We start from the raw sequence: 16,585 nt of genomic DNA, 5'->3' as shown, positions 1-16,585 counted from the left end.
CTCCCTTGCGTCTCCGCTTGTTTGAGTTTACCTGCTTTTAGTGGCAGGATGGTGCCGGGCTTCCCCGGTTAAGTCTGCTTACCTGAACTTGAACGCATCCGTCCTAACCTCCCAGGTTATCCAGCTTTCGGGCTTTCCCACTTTGTGCAAGGTTACCCACCTGATAGGCCAACGCCGGTTCGCTTGCGCTATGTTCCAAGTTCCCCCTTCAGCTTCCTTCAGACCCCACCGTTGCCAGTGACGCCCTTGCCTACGGGTTGTCTTCCCGCTGGTTAGGTGACAGGGTTTCTTTCAACCCATCGGCTCGGCAGACATGCCGGGCGAACACACAAGACAAGAGTACCCAATGGTACTCTTGTTTTCAAAGCTCATCTTCATGCTAAAGATTCAATTTGAAGTATTACTGGTAGCTACATCTTTATTCATGGGGGGCTGTTGGGGTCGAGGCATCTTTTGGCGGAATTGTTCCATAGTCATGCCATGGTCAGCTATAATCTGATCCAGCTTTTTGCCTGATTGTAGTTCAGACTTCAGCGCGTCAACAGTCATGCCAAGGGCACTGGCAGCGTCGTTAAGGAAATTTGTGTCTTGTGTAATGTCGCCCCTATCATGGCGGGGGCCGCCCATACCAAATTCAAACCCAAACCCAAACCCTTTCTGTACGAGAATCTCATCTGCCTGGGCTTGCGTTATCTTGCCTTGCTGTACGGCTTCTTGAACCATTTGCTTTTTCGTGGCTTCAAGGGCTGCTGTCACTCGATCCTCACTAACACCTAAGTTTGTAGCAAAGTCACTTATAAACTCCTGATAGAATTGATTTTTAGACTGATCCGGTATACTTTGTGTGTTTGAATCTGCAAACGCAACCCCGGCAATAGACCCGGCTAAGAGCATTCCACCAACGGCAAGACCAGTAATCTTTTTTCCTAATTTTAACACTCTAAACACCTCTCAATTTTTTTAGTAATTTAATCTCTGTAATTATCTTAGATTAAAAAGCTGAAAATAGCCTGAAGGCTTCCTGAGTACTCCCTTAATTTCACCTTAATATTTCCTCAATATCTAGTAGATGAGCATTTTATCCAGAACAAAACAGCCTATAAACAAAACAGCATTCATACACAAAAAAAACCTTGCATGAATGCCGTTGAATTTGTATTATCGGCAACTCAATAATAAAAAAATTGAATCCCCATAACTCTTACAGTTATCGCGAATGCGTTACATCATACTTGTTATAACGCTTACAATAGGAATGGTAATTATACTGGCTAATGTAGTAACAAAAATTATTTCGGTTGCATACTCATCATCCGATTGATAGGAGGTGGCTATCATAGCAACTGTAGTCATAGACGGAAGTCCAACAATTATTGTTAAAATTGTTCTTGGAATCTGTGGCAAGAAAAAGCCTAATATAAAATATATAATAACTGGCATAATCAGCATTTTAACTATTGTCAAAATAAAAATACTTGGCTTTTTTATTGTTTTACACACCGAAACATAAGCCAGAGAACTACCTAAATACATCAACGTTAAATACTTGCTCGTACCTCCTATTCCTGAGATTATATTTATAAGCATATCCGGCACAGGAATCTTAAAAATCATTATGATAAAAGCAATAAATAATGCAACTGTAGTAGAATTTATCATATTTCTGACAGCACTCAACGGTTTTGAATTGTTCTGATGTCTGCTGCATAAGTAAACCCCAAATGTCCACAACAGTGCCATGTCTACTATTGTGTAGACAGAGATACAAACTTGTGCAACCGGCTCCTTAAATATTTCCAGTATAAGCGGTATACCCATAAAACCCATATTACCAAAGGTTGAAAGAGCCACAAAGACATTTGCAGTCTTACTTTCAAGCTTGCACAGCTTACTCATAACCATCCCGCCAAGGATAAGAAGGAAAAAACAAACTAATACCCCTAGGGCGAATCTACCGCTAATCAAGAACTCCTTTGCTGTAACTCCGTTTCCAACTATACTAAATATCAATGCGGGAATAATGATTTTAACTATAATTTTAGATAGAGGATTTAGTGCATCTTTTGTAATAACGTTGGTTTTTGCCGCAATAAATCCTATCGTCATTATTATGGCAAATATTATAATCTGGTCAACAACAACGACTACCTGTCCGGTCACTTTTTTACACCTTTTCCTTGCTAGTTAGACACTGGTTAGTTATTTAGAATTAAGACATAATATTATTATACCGTATTTTCTGGCGCATAACACCGCATGACCAAGGCCTATGATCAGGATATTTTCGATACCCAAGGCAATGGCTTCATCAACAATAAGCTGAATGGAGGGTTTATCAACGATTGCCGAGAGGCTTTGGGTTTACCTCCCGTGTTTACTATTCTGCGCTTTTAATGCTTTAATTGACAAGATAATCCCGGTTATAGTCAGAATAATTAAACCTATGGCCACTATATCAAGTAAAAATGATACGTTTATTACCTATTCTTCCAGTGTGAAGATTTTTAACAAATCCCATTAAACTATTTCCTTGATTGGGAGGTTTAAAATGTCCATCTGCCTCCGCAGTTTCTTTTTCAAAATCAACACTTCCGACAACCTCACCCTTTGCTAATTTTTCAAACTCCACCCGCTGTTCCGGTGACGGCTTGTTAACACCCATAAGCAAAGGCTCAGCCAGTAACAGTCCCGTAACAGCCTCTACCAGTATTAACAAAGAGGTGAACAAACCAATCCACAAATGAAACTGGCGAATTTTTTTCATTTCAGTATATAGTGTTATCCCGAGCAAAACTATGAGCAAGAGCCCCAAAATTGGTACTCTTGCTCCAAATTTAACCTTTAATCAATAATTCCAGCTTCCGCCAGCTTTAGAGACCGGTAAGCTAAATAGAAACTATATCCGGCAGAGACATTTTTATCTTTTGCACTTAAACAATCCAGTTCACTTTGTATAAGATCCAATTTGGATATCTGGCCTAATTCAAATCTTTTTTTATCCCAATCATATTTTTTTTGTGCATTTTTATAATTAATTAATGCTGATTGGTACTCTTCTTGCTTTGATTTGACTTCAGTTATTAAGTTATTTATTGCTTCCTTTAATTTATACTTCTCATTTTCCAACTCGAGTTCTTCTTCTTTAATTTCCAGTTCCAGCAATTCTTCCTGGTAGCCGTCATCATCGACGGAATCCAGGTCGTCCTCTTTATTCTCAATATCCCGTTTGATCACCGCTATTGTGTCATATTCCCGGACGGCTTTTGACAATAATGCATCATATTCAGGTATTTCAACGTTCTCCTGGATTTCAAACGGGGCCAAACTCAATTCGTCGTTGTATTCTCTCCCCATCATGTCATTTAACTCACCTTTTAAATTCCGGATTAAACTGTTTAACTCGATAATCTCTTTGTTTAATTCCGTGACATCCATAGACAGTTGATCCACATTAAGCTGAGTGCTTCTGCCCAACTGCAGTTTTGCTTTTTCTTTGTTGAGTAAATTAAGCTTTAATTCATATTCTTTATTTAAAGTTAGTAAGTATTCTTCCTCGATCAATATTGTTGTATAAAGCTCTTCTACTATAAATTCTAATTGCTTTTGATAGTTTTCTTCTGCCACAACCGCGTCGTCATAATTATTTTCAGCATCCCTTACATCATCTGACAAAGATTCTAATGCTTCAGATTGTGTGTCGATATCCTCCCATATCATATCCATTTCTTCTTCAATTTCATTCATTCTGGAGACAACCGAGGTATCCCCTTCGTTTAATTGCTCTTGAAGAGTAGAGTACTCTTCACTTAAATTGTTATATCTATTTAAGAGAGCAACAGATTCATAGCCTGTCTCATCGTATTGGTCTTCTTTTTCATAAAGTTGATATTTTGCTTTCTGCTTGCTGATTTCATATTTTGTCAGGTTTCTGCTGTTTTCTTCAGCCAGTTCCACTGCCTGTTCCAAAGTAATAACATCCTCTTTAACATTTTCTGCGGCATATACTTTAGAAAAGCCGCCCAGCACAATAAGCACAGTTAACAATAAGATGATTTTCCCTTTCACCATGCACCACCTTTTTACTCATATCTTAAAGCGTCTATCGGGTTAAATTCAGCAGCCTTCCAGGCTGGATAAAACCCGAAAAACACACCTGTGATTACAGAAAATACCAGCCCCAGTAGAATGCCGCTTATGGAAGGAAGAGCGGGAAGCTCAAAATACTTTAACAGGGGAACAGCAACAAAGCCTACAATTACTCCCAACACTCCTCCAACTAAACTGATAACAACAGCCTCGATCAAAAACTGGCCCAGTATTTCCCGTTTTTTGGCCCCAATAGCTTTCAGAGTGCCGATTTCCCTGGTTCTTTCTTTTACCGTCACAAACATAACGTTCATGATTCCTATCCCGCTGACTATCAACACTACTATCGCCACGGCCAACAAAAGCATGGACATGGATCTGGCCGACTCCTGTGCCGCCACCAACCTGCTCCCTGCGTCCAGGATACGAAACTGCTCCGCTCCTCCCGCACGGTGGGTTTCATTTAAGATAGCAGTAATATCCTCAATAGCTAACTGAACTGTATCTATGCTTGTTGCCTGCACATTAATGGTAGGATTAGCCCTGGTACCTAATAAAAACCTTTCTCCCACCGAATAGGGAATAAAGACGGAGTCATCATAACTCATGCCCGAACCGGAATCTCCCACTGCCTTATAAATACCTACAACCTCAAACTTCCGACTATTTATACTAATACTATGACCAACTATTTCAGAAGGGTTGCCGTCTGTAAGTGTGTTTGCCAGTTCTGCGCCGATGACTGCACACTTATTTTTTTTATTTTCGTCTTCTTCCTCAAGCTCTCTGCCTTGCTCAACAATTAGGTTATTACTTACCTGGAACTCCGGTTGAATCGCCATATAATTTCCGCTGGTTGAATAATTGTCATAGTTAATATCTCCGTTACCACGTAAAACAGGAAAAGCCCGGGTAATGTTTTCACTTGCCAAAAACAATTGGGCATCTTTTTTCGTTAAGGGATCAACTACCCTCCCCCTTGGAGCGGCCATAACAATAATGGTTCCCACATTAAGTTTGGAATATTGCTCGTTTATTTGTGCTTCTCCACCTTTACCAATGGCTACGACCAAAAATATTGTGGCTGTACCCACGATGACTCCCAGCGTAGTTAGAAAGGTTCGCATTTTATTCTGGGTAATATTTATTAATATCAGTTTAAGCAGCTGTTTCAGCTTCAAGATATCACCTGCTTTTTTGGTAAATGACCGTCTCATTTACCTTAAGACCTTCCAAAACTTCTACACTGGCGCCGTCCGTAAACCCGGTTTTTATTTGCCTTTCAACACTCCGGCCCTCTTCATCAACCACGGTTACAACTTGTTTACCGTTCACCATTTTAACGGCCTGATAAGGAATAATTAAACAGTCCTTGGCTTCTTTAATGACAAAGGAAACCGCACAAGTCATGCCATCCTTCAATTCAGCTCCGGGGTCTTTAATATTGATTTCTACTGTATAATTGACCAGGCCGCTGGAATCTTCCGAAGGCAAAGCATTAATCTTGCTCACCTCGCCCGTGAATTTTGTGTCCGGTATCGCTTCTACCATCACATATACTTTTTGTCCCACCTTGATTTGACTAATATCATATTCAATGACTTCTGTTACAGCATTAATTTTATTGTTTTCATGTATTGTGGCGAAGTCATCCTCATCAGTAAGACTTTCCCCGGCTTTATTTGCCAGGTCTAAAACAACGCCGGAAACGGGTGCATATAAAATGGTATCTTCTAAATCTTCTTTCGCCATTTTCACTTCCAGTTCATTCTGATCTAACCCTTGGGCCTTTTGCAGTTCATACTTCTGTTGCAGGTTTTGGTATTCTTTCTCTTTATTATCCAGTTCCAATTTTTTCAGTTTTAACTCACTGGCTGAATAAGCATCGGGAATTGCTTCCATTTCTTGATACTCGTCTCTCAGGCTTTCTAATTCAGCTGCAGCGTTCTGAAGCTTTAGTTCACTATCTAAAAGGCTTGTTACATTATCTTCCCTGGCTTCTTGCAGTTTTGCCAAAGCCAGTTGGTACTGGTCCTGATAATCCCTGTCATCTAACTTGGCAATTATTTGACCTTTTTTTACCTCATCACCTTCGTTCACCAATACATCTGCAATTGTGCCTTTAACACCAAATCTTAAGATAACTTTAGAAAATTCTATACTTCCATCGGAGTCCAAGCCGACAATAATATCACCTTTTTGCACTCGGGCCTGTTCGTATTGAACTGCAGAACTTTTTGCCGCACTTTGCGTTTGCAGCCAAAACCCTGTTCCACCTGCCAATACAATTGCCGGTATCAATAAAATAAACAGAGCTTTTTTGTTTTTTAGCTGAGTTAATATATTTAATCCCCAGCCCTTAACCATTTTCATGGATCTTACCATCCCGTATATAAAATATTTTTCGCACTTGTTCAGCCACTTCAATGTCATGGGTAATGATGACAATGGTATTTCCTTGCCTGTTAAGCTCTTTAAAAATCTCCATTGCATCACCACTTGATTTACTGTCCAGGTTTCCGGTAGGCTCATCTGCCAATAATAATTGGGGAGTACCAACAATAGCCCTTGCTATGGCCACCCTTTGCTGCTGCCCGCCTGAGAGCTCATTGGGACGGTGATGAAGTCTTGCCTCCAACCCTAAAATTGATAATTTCTCCCTGGCTGTCTCCCAAGCTTCCTCCTCCTTTACTCCGCGATAGAGTAAAGGAAGCATAACGTTTTGAACAGCAGTTAATTTGGGTAATAAATTAAACTTTTGAAAGATGAAACCAATTTTTTTGTTACGAATCTCCGCCAATTCATTATCGGAAGCTTTAAGGACATCTAAACCATCTAAGTAATACTGACCGGAAGTGGGTATATCAAGACAACCTAATATATTCATTAAAGTAGATTTTCCTGAGCCGGAAGGTCCTAGAATGGCTATAAAATCACTGTTAGATACTTTGATATTTACGTCATCCAGGACCTTAAGTTCTTCAGAGCCATTTTGGTAGATCTTAACAAGTTGACGGGTGTCTATAACAATTTTTGCACCATGTTCCATGTTAATTGTTACCACCCATATTTGGCGGAGGACCACCGCCCATATCCGGTGGGGGACCACCGCCCATATCCGGCGGCATGCCGCCTCCGGTTCCCTGTCCTTTGTTTTCTTCACCTTGTCCGGTATTGTATGATCTATTACCACCTAATACCTGGATAAATGAAACTGTACCGTCTTTTTTCCATATTCGTAAAATGGTATCCTTTGTTATTTTGGTGAGCTCAACCTGTTTAACGTTAGCACCCCTTTGCATTGTTACGATGGGAACTCCTACCGGTATAAGAATGGTTTCTGTCTCCTCGGTAAATTTCATTTCAAAGCCCGCGAATTCCGGTCTTCCACCTCTATTATCTTGGTTTTGGGCTTGGTTTGCAGGTTCTTCTTTTGGTGTTCCTTCATTTTGAGCAACTTGGGCTTTATATACGGTTACTTCATTGCCGACAATCTCTTTGACCTTGCCGATTAAGGCCGGCCTTTCTTCCGGAACAGTTATTTCTTCACCCTCAACAGCAGTACTATTATTTTTTTGCGGAGTCTCTGCGGTACCGCCGCAGCCAACAGCTACGATTGAAATGAATGTAAGTATTAACACTAACATGAATTTACTAAACTTCATCATATCACCTCATTGAAAATATGTATTATCCTCTACCCTTTTGGCTAAAATGATTAGAGCAATACCCCCTTTCAATTATCGCTATGAGCAGCCCACCGTAATGTACGGGCCTTTTACTCTTACAACAATAATAACCTGTTTAGCTGAATTGTCCCTTAACGGTACCTGAACATTGATTGAGCAATAGCTGAATGTAAGCTGAAAAACGCAGCAGCCGGTTGTGCCCGGCTGGCTCTGGCGCGTATACAAGATAAAAACACAAAGGAGACCGGCAAAAAGGGGACTGGCTCCTTTTTCGTTTTTTGAAAAAAGGTGCCTGTCCCCTTTTTTGCCTGTCCCCGGTCAAGCCGAGAGGCTTTGGGTTTACCTCCCGTGTTTACTATTCTGCGCTTTTAATGCTTTAATTGACAAGATGATCCCGGTTATAGTCAGAATAATTAAACCTATGGCCACTATATCAAGTAAAAATGATACGTTTGTATTACCTATTCTTCCAGTGTGAAGATTTTTAACAAATCCCATTAAACTATTTCCTTGATTGGGAGGTTCAAAATGTCCATCTGCCTCCGCAGTTTCTTTTTCAAAATCAACACTTCCGACAACCTCACCCTTTGCTAATTTTTCAAACTCCACCCGCTGTTCCGGTGACGGCTTGTTAACACCCATAAGCAAAGGCTCAGCCAGTAACAGTCCCGTAACAGCCTCTACCAGTATTAACAAAGAGGTAAACAAACCAATCCACAAATGAAGCTGGCGAATTTTTTTCATTCAGTATTCCCTCTCCTTTAAATTCCTTAGTTGTTCATATAGACTCGTCATCTTCATCATCCAAGTCGTCATCACTTTAAAGAAGGTTTATTCTGGAAGCCATACATGAAAAGCACATCCTTCTCCCTCTTGACTTTCAACGCTAATGGTTCCTCCATGAGCGTCTATAATGGATTTGGCGATGGATAAACCTAAACCGGCTCCGCCATACTTGCGCGTCCGGGAGGTATCAATGCGGTAAAAACGATCAAAGACGCGGGAGAGATGATCAGCGCTGATCCCCGGTCCGTTATCTTGAACGGACAATTGCACGCCGTTGTTATGTTTAAATAATGAAATCTGAATATGACCCTTTTCAGTGTCCGTATGCTGGACCGCATTATGAAACAAATTCAAAATCACCTGTTTCATTTTATCCGCATCATATTTGCATTTCACGTTTGGTTCGATCGATAAGTCAAGCCTTCTTTTGCCGGCCAAAATTCGCAGTTGCGGCTCCATATCCCGGATAACGGTATCCAGCAAGCCTTCCGTAAGCTCAACGTTAGGTGCGCGGTCGAGTTTGGCCAGGAGAAGAAGATCATGCACCAATTTATTGAGACGCTCCGATTCGCCATGCATGCTTGTTAACGCTTTATGCAGTTGATCCGGTTGATTGGCCGCGCCGCGGAGCAGTACCTCCAAAAATCCGTGAATGGCGGTTAACGGCGTACGAATTTCATGGGAGGCGTCCGCTATAAAACGACGCATCTGTTCCTTGGTTTCTCTCTCCGCTGTAAAGGAGGCTTCCAGCCGCTCCAGCATTCCGTTAAAGGATTCAGCCAAACGATCGATTTCCGTCTGCCCCTGCCGGGTTGGAAAACGCTTGGCCAAATTTCCGGCATCAATTTGTTCCGCGGTATCCACCATGTTGGATAAGGGAACCAATGTCCTTTTCAGTATGGGCAAAAAGCCAAGCAATCCAAACAACATGGCAATGAGGGAAAGAACCAAAAAAATGAGCAGTTGACGGATAAGCAGCTCTTTGAGCGGGCTTGTCAAAGTACCTGCTTGAACGATACCAAGCACCTGCCCGCGGTCAAAAACAGGTTGTAATACCACTAATTGTTCCGCTCCCCCAACATTAATCACTTTATAGTTCAGTCCCGGCTTTTTCTTCAATACATCGAAATACTCTTGCGCAGCTAATTTCGGGGGATTTATGCCGTCCGGCCCATTTAACAATACGGAATAGTTTCCCTGCATATCAATAAATGCCAAGTTTGTCTCAGGAATAAAAAAGCGCGGCGGGCGTATATGGCCATATTCCAGGCTTACGCCGAAATACCGCCAAGCATCGGGAGGAATCGACATGATCTGGCTCTGCATGCTGGCAGCTTTATTTCTGTAAATAACCTCCTGCATAAAAACATATTGCAACAGACCGATAAGCACAAGCAAAACGGCAAGGATCAGCAGTGACCGGGATAATAGTTGAATCCGGAGTGAGTTGGGGGCCAAAAAAGACTTCAACCGAACAATTGCCTTTTGGTTCATGGCAGATCAACCCGGTATCCTGATCCGCGTAAAGTTCGTATTAATTGATGGTCTTTGTCGTTTAATTTTTCTCGCAATGAACGAATATACACCTCGACAATATTATCATCTCCAGCAAAATCATATCCCCATACTTTGTCCAAAATCATCGTTTTACTTAAAACCAACCCGTGATTGAGTACTAAAAATTTAAGAAGTTCATACTCTGTCGGAGACAGCCCCAAAACCCGGTTTTCAAGCCTGATTTCCCTGCGGCGGTCATCAATATGAAACGGCCCGATCACCACTTCCCCAAATAAATTTGGAAATTGATTTCGGATTCTGGCATAGATCCTGGCCAGCAGTTCCTCAAAACTAAACGGTTTTACCATGTAATCATCGGCACCCAAGTTCAGGCCTTTTACACGGTCATCCACTTCATCCCTGGCCGTCAACATGATCACCGCCACATTATCCATTTTTTTGAGCAGTCGGCATACTTCAAAACCGTCCATTCCGGGCATCATCACATCGAGTATAACGACATGCGGCTGGAATTGCTTCATCAGGGTAATGGCTGTCATACCGTCCTGGGCGGTTTGCACGTCAAATCCTTCATTTTGCAAACCAATCTCTAAAAATTGTAGTATATTAGGTTCATCATCTACCAATAATATTTTGATTCCCTTTAATTGTTGCATTCCTGACCTACCACCTTTATTTTGGTGACATTCACAAGTCGGGGACATTCCTCCGAAGGAGGTGTGTCCCCTTTCCTTAAATTCATCATGTTTATATTATCAATGTCATAACTGAAACCGAGCTGAATGGAAACTGAAATTTTGTTGAATATCAGTAGTGTATCACCAATAATTCCTACAACGGCATGACTGACCCCCGCGTTCGACAGCAACTGGATACAAAAAAAATGGTTTTTACCGGAGGGGTAATCCCACCTGTCGTTAGAAGCTCCGATTATATGCATTATAAGGAATGGGCCAAACCCTGGTTAAGGGGCAGTTGGCGCAAAGATGAGGCCGCCTTCGGGATGGGGCAAGCCCTTGACGAGACCTTCCTTGAGCGCCGCTGCAACAGCCTCCTGCGCCCATTCCGGGATCCCGGCGGTATCCTTGAACGCCGCCCGCCAGCTCGCTTTCCGCCGCGGGGGCCGGTTTAAGGGCCCTCACCAGGATGGAGGCCGCCTCAGCCCGGGTGATGTCCCTATCCGGCCCGAAGGTGCCGTCCGGGTAACCGGAAATCTCTCCAATAGGTCTATAACCACGGCTTCGGCCCAATGGTTCCGCATGTCTACCGGCACCTTGCTTTTCACCGATAATACGGAAAATTTGGTTAAGTGGTTGACATCAACCCGAATAGTGGTCCCAGATACTAAACCTCCCAGGTCCTCCCACCCTTCAGTGATTTTATTGTAAAAGTGAACCGAGGGGCGTTATCCCGGCGCAACGCAACCTCCTAATCTCAAAATTATGCAAATAACTCTCTTGTGATCTTCTTATACTAAAAAATATCATATTGACAGAAAATAGTAAATCACCCAATGGGTGACATTAGCATGCTTTTCGCTTAAAAATATGGGTGTAAATAGTTTAGCTACTGAAACGTATCGGGACACCCTCCCTCGTTAATATAAAAACCAAGGAGTTCGCTTAAGCGTAGTAAATAAGAAATTCTTTGATTAACAATGACCGCTATTTTCCAGTGCTAATAATCAAGGCACATTACTCTGTTCTCAAAGGTTATTGGAACCAGTTTTTGTTACGGGGTAAAATCCATCATAAAAAAGTCGGTTAACATTAGCCCGCTTTATTTATTATCATAGCATGGATAACTTTTGGAAAGGTCTAGACATTTTTTGCTACTCTGTGGATCTTAATTCATGAATGTTTTCGCCTGCAACTGAGTTAACCTAAATTTTCTCCTATTTTTGCGAAACTCCTTGTTTCCACGACCAGTCTTTAATATTTCAAGATGCAATATCGTCATATATACCTGCATGAACAATTCATTTATAATATAACTAAATCTCCATTGGACTGATGTAAAGCATAGTCTTATCATTAAACCAACGGGTGACACCTATTTAAAATTTAAAACTGAGCTGTTTTTTCAGAAAGAAGGAGATAATTTGCTGACAACCGCCCACTATATCAGTATAGCCCTGACCCTGGCAGTAGTTACCATGGTGGGCTTGCTTTCCTTTTCAAAAGTTAAAACCTCGGATGATTTTATCGTGGGTGGTAGAAGCCTGTTGCCCTTTGGAGTTACCGGTGCGATTGTAGGTTCCTTTGCCGGAGGCACGGTCACCATCGGGACAGCCCAGATGGCCTACAAATACGGGATAGGTGCCATCTGGTTTACGCTGGGGGCCGGTATTTCCTGTTTAGTGCTTGCTCTCTTTCTGGCCCGCCCCATGCGGGAAAAGAAAGTAAGCACCGTAACGGAATACCTAGTAGATGAATACGGGAAACAAATCCGCACTTGGGTTGCCCTGTTTACCGCAATAGGAATGTTTATTCAAATAGCGGTACAGGTTATGGCCGCTGTACCTGTTATTATAGGCATGGTTCCCATTTCCCCGTTCCTGGCGGCAACTTTAACTGTATTCTTGATAATACTATATATTATCGGCGGCGGCGTTTGGGGCACCAGTATGGTGGGCCTAATCAAGTTGTTTTTACTTTCAATTACTCTGTTCACCGGAGGAATTTTAAGCTATCTTCATCTTGGTGGGCTTCACGGTGCCAGGGAATTGCTCCCGACAATACCCACTTTTTCTCTTTTTCCCCGGGGACTCGCCCTGGACCTGGGTGGCGTGTTTTCCACAATTGTGGGATTTACATCCACCCAAACTTTTCTGCAACCCATATTTGCCGGCCGGGAAGTTCGGTCAGCCAGGATGGGGGCACTGGGGGCTGCAGTGTTCATACCCCTTTACGGTCTGGCCGGTGTAGCTATAGGTCTTTTTATGCGGGTGGCACACCCCGATATAAATCCAGCCTTTGCCTTGCCGGTTTTTTTCTACATGCACCTGAACCCATGGCTGGGGGGTATGGCCAATGCTACGCTTTTGATATCCTTAATCCTTACGGGTGGTGCGTTGGCCCTGGGGGTAAGTACGGTGCTGACCCGTGACATTTACGGGTTTTGCCGCTCCGGGGCTACGGATTTGGAGATATTGCGTGTAAGCAGGGGCATCATTCTGGGGGTGGGGGTTCTGGCTCTGGCTCTGGTGTTTTTCTCCCTGAACTCTTTGATTCTTGACTGGACTTACCTGTCCAATGCACTTAGGGGGGCCACGGTATTTTTGCCGTTACTGGGTGCAGTATTTTTACCCGGGCGTATTCACCCGGCGGGGGTACACCGGGCGGTTATTCTAGCACCGCTTATAACATTGCTGTGGGCGTATTTTTCCCCTGTCAAGCTGCACCCTCTATTTGTCGGCTTGCCGGTGGTACTGCTATGTATGCTGACCGGGGTGCTGCTTGGAACCCGGGTCAACTCCCATACTGCAATAAGGAGCCATAATAATATTTATCACGATTAATTAAGCAAGAAAATTGTGCTCAATAACATAAACCGAAAAACTAATTTGCACACACAACCCCATGATCATGTATTCCCCTACAGGCTCGATGCCGTCGAACCGCTGGCGGAACACGGTACCGTGGGAGCGCAGCGCATAGGCGTCCTCCCATTTTTTGATCACGTGACACCACCTACCCGGAGAGGCCGGAGCTTCTGCGCTCTTTGCGGCGGCGCCTGAGTTCGTAGTTGCGGATGGTTCTTTTTATCTCGGATTCGGTAAGCATGCCGTAGACGCGATGCTCGTCCCGGTTGACGATGACGGGGTAAACCCTGATCCTGTCGCCAACCCGGACATTGCCACGGTAGTTCAAGCTTAGATGCGGGGTTTTTACTTCGATGCCAGAGGCCAGCCGGACGAACATGCCGGTCTGAACAATATTGACCACCGTACCGAAATAGGGCATCTTGGCCACGGGAATGCAGTGTTCCAGTTCCCAGGGGTCGGGGGTCAGCGCGCGGACGCTGACCAGCAAAACCCTGCTTACACCGTCGTCTTTTTCAAATTCGTTTCTTTTTAGGACCTTTACCCTGATAATATCGCCGCGCCGGTAGTCCACGTCCTCAGTGTAGTTGTGTGAAACTTCGCCAATGGGCAGGATGGCGCGGATCGCCTCAACGTCAAGGTATATCCTGTTGGCCAGGCCGCTATCGGAGCAATCGACGCCGGTAACGACACCCTCTACGATGTCGCCCTCGTTGATATCCCTCCAGGCTCGGGCGGCGTGGATTGCCTCCGCCCGGTCGCGGCGCAGGACGACGATGTTGTTGTCCCGGTCCACGCTGACGGGCAGGACACGCAGGAATGGGTAGTTCATCAACGATTCAAGCTTTTCCCGCTCCCGCAGTCCCGCGTACCTTTCAGGCAGGATGCCCTTGACACCGGTGAGCGGGTCGGGGATGTAGATGACAAGACACTTCTGGTCCGCAATTTCCTCTACCGACATGGCGGGGTAATCCGTCAGGGGGTTATTGTTGCGCAGCGCGGCGTAGATGAGCCGCCAGGCTTGGTCGTCTGCCTCGTGGGTGTAATTCTTCTCAGTTTTATTTGGAGTTTTTTCAGCGCTTTCGGTTCCTGTTTCTTCAGGTTGAAGCGATGTTATGGCATCTCTGTTTCCTTCTTCCCCGGTTTCATTAACAAGAAGCGTAGCCTGCTTTGTTTCCTCCGTTTTCATTGTAATGGAAAGCTCATTTTGCATTATAAAAAAACCTCCTTTTGATTTTTTTACTATAAAAATAAAAAGTGGACCGAGAATCGCGGTCCAAATAGATAGCGAGTAAAACAATTTTTTGAAACTGTGACGCACTTTCTTTATACTGTGCAGTAAAAAAATCTATTCATCTATCGCTGCCCTTTAGCAAAACAGGAGCCTAACGGCTCCTAAAAAAATCGCTTTTAAAATATTTATTATTTATGTTCAAAACCTCTTTCATCACAAAGGTTTTTCCAATCTCTTTTTGGAGAGATTGGAAAAAATTCTGCTTTCTCTACACTATAGGACAATTAGTTCATAGTCGCGACTGCCTAATCCGATTTCTTCTCCGTAGGATAATTGGACCGTTCCGTCTATGTGTGATCTCAAACAATGAAACTTGTCAACGCCAGCCCCGCAGTCAGACGAAAGCAAAGACGCGGATAAACCAATCTGTTTATTCACAAGGTCATAACTGGCCTGGTCAATAGCCACCGGATCTGTTGACGCCAGAAAACCTATATCGGGAACAATGGGAGCATCGCTCCATGACGCGCAATCACAATCAGGGGTAATATTTAGAAGAAAATTGATATAGCCGATATGTTGCTCATGAGTCTTTGCCACCCCATACGCGTATTCAGTCATTCTTTCAAGAAGTGCTGGAATTTCGGTTTCCCAATCCATTTCAATAGCCTTTTCAGGGCACGTGGTTAAACACTCACCACAACCGATGCAACTATCTGGTGAGATTTCCGCCTTATTATCATTGGTAAGAGTGCTGGCCTTTTCCGGACAAACAGTGCAACACTGCGCACAACCAATACATTTGTCCTGATTAACGACCATCTTGGGGGCATGCTGTTCTTTTTTTCCGGCTGCCGGTGCCCCACCCATGCCAAGATTCTTTATCGCGCCACCAAAACCAGCCATTTCATGACCTTTAAAATGCGATAACACAATAATACTATCAGCGCTAACTATATCTCTGGCCAGTTTTACCTTGCTAAAATGTTTTTTATTGATCTCAATTTCCATAAAATTTTCACTACGTAATCCGTCTGCAATAATCAGTGGTGCACCGGTAACAGTATAATCAAAACCATGTTCCATCGCTGTTATCAAATGATCCACTGCATTATGGCGGCTTCCTGAGTACAGTGTATTCGTATCCGTAAGGAATGGCTTGGCGCCGTTGCTTTTGACTTTGTCCACCACTTGCCGCACAAATACAGGGTTTATAAAACCATCGCTACCGCGTTCACCAAAATGAAGTTTAATAGCTGTAAGATCATCTTTTTGAATAAGATCGTTTAAACCAGCGTGATCAAATAATTTTCTAATCTTACTAATCTTATTTTCCTGATATGTTCTAGATCGCAAATTGATGAAATAAACTTTACTTGACATGAACCTCATCCTTTCAAAAATAAGTTTTGGGCATATTTTACAAGTCAGTAACTATATCTCCCATGACAAAGATGTGTATACCATCCTCGCCGTGGCAAATTCTTTTGACAAATTTACAAGCTTCTGAACACCCCCCACATCGACTGAGCTGACGCCAGCAACAGCCTTGGAGAATATATTAAATCACGTGTAAATGGTTAATACTACCATTAAAGGAGTTGACCATTTATGCAAGCCATGCAAGACAAAACAATCAAGGAATTAGCCAAGGATTGCCGCAGTGTAGAAGACGTACATGAGATGCTCAAGAATCTATTCAAGGACACTTTGCAACAGATATTCGAG

At 43.2% G+C, this 16,585-nt stretch carries 15 protein-coding genes and 2 pseudogenes; 1 reads left to right on the top strand and 16 read right to left on the bottom strand.

Annotated elements, in window-relative coordinates; genetic code table 11:
• Positions 1 to 387: 387 nt before the first annotated feature.
• The 13 genes and pseudogenes from BM299_RS17580 to BM299_RS20520 form a co-directional block, all read right to left on the bottom strand.
• Complete coding sequence (locus BM299_RS17580; protein WP_092487540.1) at positions 388 to 939, bottom strand: Fis family transcriptional regulator; 552 nt, start codon at positions 937 to 939, stop codon at positions 388 to 390.
• A 282-nt stretch (positions 940 to 1,221) separates the two neighbouring features.
• Positions 1,222 to 2,160 carry an AEC family transporter gene (locus tag BM299_RS17575; protein WP_092487537.1) on the bottom strand — a complete coding sequence of 313 codons (939 nt, stop codon included), beginning with the start codon at positions 2,158 to 2,160 and terminating at the stop codon, positions 1,222 to 1,224.
• Positions 2,161 to 2,455: 295 nt separating this feature from the next.
• Positions 2,456 to 2,812 (bottom strand): PepSY domain-containing protein, encoded by a 357-nt coding sequence (locus BM299_RS17570; protein WP_245779845.1) that lies wholly within the window; start codon positions 2,810 to 2,812, stop codon positions 2,456 to 2,458.
• Positions 2,813 to 2,841: 29 nt separating this feature from the next.
• Positions 2,842 to 4,065 carry a TolC family protein gene (locus BM299_RS17565; protein WP_245779844.1) on the bottom strand — a complete coding sequence of 408 codons (1,224 nt, stop codon included), beginning with the start codon at positions 4,063 to 4,065 and terminating at the stop codon, positions 2,842 to 2,844.
• A 14-nt stretch (positions 4,066 to 4,079) separates the two neighbouring features.
• Positions 4,080 to 5,267, bottom strand: coding sequence for an ABC transporter permease (locus BM299_RS17560; protein ID WP_092487531.1), 1,188 nt, complete (start codon positions 5,265 to 5,267; stop codon positions 4,080 to 4,082).
• Between the two features lie 4 nt (positions 5,268 to 5,271).
• The gene (locus BM299_RS17555) at positions 5,272 to 6,459 is read right to left on the bottom strand and encodes an efflux RND transporter periplasmic adaptor subunit (protein ID WP_092487528.1); all 1,188 of its coding nucleotides are present in this window, start codon (positions 6,457 to 6,459) and stop codon (positions 5,272 to 5,274) included.
• The gene (locus BM299_RS17550) at positions 6,446 to 7,135 is read right to left on the bottom strand and encodes an ABC transporter ATP-binding protein (RefSeq protein WP_092487525.1); all 690 of its coding nucleotides are present in this window, start codon (positions 7,133 to 7,135) and stop codon (positions 6,446 to 6,448) included. Before BM299_RS17550 ends, BM299_RS17555 begins: the two co-directional genes overlap by 14 nt.
• A 1-nt stretch (position 7,136) precedes the next feature.
• Positions 7,137 to 7,751, bottom strand: a complete 615-nt coding sequence (locus BM299_RS17545) for a hypothetical protein (RefSeq protein WP_092487522.1) — start codon at positions 7,749 to 7,751, stop codon at positions 7,137 to 7,139.
• A gap of 363 nt (positions 7,752 to 8,114) precedes the next feature.
• Entirely contained in the window at positions 8,115 to 8,519 is a 405-nt protein-coding gene (locus tag BM299_RS17540; RefSeq protein WP_092487519.1) for a PepSY-associated TM helix domain-containing protein, read from the bottom strand.
• A gap of 87 nt (positions 8,520 to 8,606) precedes the next feature.
• Positions 8,607 to 10,055 carry a sensor histidine kinase gene (locus tag BM299_RS17535; protein WP_092487516.1) on the bottom strand — a complete coding sequence of 483 codons (1,449 nt, stop codon included), beginning with the start codon at positions 10,053 to 10,055 and terminating at the stop codon, positions 8,607 to 8,609.
• Positions 10,052 to 10,735 (bottom strand): response regulator transcription factor, encoded by a 684-nt coding sequence (locus tag BM299_RS17530; protein WP_092487513.1) that lies wholly within the window; start codon positions 10,733 to 10,735, stop codon positions 10,052 to 10,054. The genes BM299_RS17535 and BM299_RS17530 overlap by 4 nt, the downstream gene beginning before the upstream one ends.
• Positions 10,736 to 11,043: 308 nt before the next feature.
• Positions 11,044 to 11,160 (bottom strand): annotated as a pseudogene (locus tag BM299_RS20525) (hypothetical protein); the annotation flags it as partial.
• 73 nt (positions 11,161 to 11,233) lie between these two features.
• A pseudogene (locus BM299_RS20520) lies at positions 11,234 to 11,329 on the bottom strand (S-layer homology domain-containing protein); the annotation flags it as partial.
• 851 nt (positions 11,330 to 12,180) lie between these two features.
• On the opposite strand from BM299_RS20520, the gene BM299_RS17515 reads away from it, so the two are divergent.
• A complete protein-coding gene (locus tag BM299_RS17515; RefSeq protein WP_092487507.1) occupies positions 12,181 to 13,599 on the top strand; it encodes a sodium:solute symporter family protein in 1,419 nt (472 codons plus the stop codon).
• Here the strand turns inward: BM299_RS17515 and BM299_RS19560 are convergent, their stop codons facing one another.
• The 3 genes from BM299_RS19560 to BM299_RS17505 form a co-directional block, all read right to left on the bottom strand.
• Positions 13,600 to 13,761, bottom strand: coding sequence for a hypothetical protein (locus tag BM299_RS19560; protein WP_165608417.1), 162 nt, complete (start codon positions 13,759 to 13,761; stop codon positions 13,600 to 13,602). It lies immediately after the preceding gene.
• 10 nt (positions 13,762 to 13,771) lie between these two features.
• The gene (locus tag BM299_RS17510) at positions 13,772 to 14,836 is read right to left on the bottom strand and encodes a S1 RNA-binding domain-containing protein (RefSeq protein ID WP_092487504.1); all 1,065 of its coding nucleotides are present in this window, start codon (positions 14,834 to 14,836) and stop codon (positions 13,772 to 13,774) included.
• Between the two features lie 294 nt (positions 14,837 to 15,130).
• Positions 15,131 to 16,240: a DUF362 domain-containing protein gene (locus tag BM299_RS17505; protein ID WP_092487500.1), complete on the bottom strand. Its 1,110-nt coding sequence runs from the start codon at positions 16,238 to 16,240 to the stop codon at positions 15,131 to 15,133.
• Between the last annotated feature and the right edge of the window lie 345 nt (positions 16,241 to 16,585).

Origin of the sequence: Desulfoscipio geothermicus DSM 3669 (genome assembly GCF_900115975.1) — a bacterium.
Lineage (GTDB): Bacteria > Bacillota > Desulfotomaculia > Desulfotomaculales > Desulfallaceae > Desulfoscipio > Desulfoscipio geothermicus.
The sequence above is the reverse complement of the archived record's forward strand: the minus strand, read 5'-3'. Positions and strand labels throughout refer to the sequence as shown.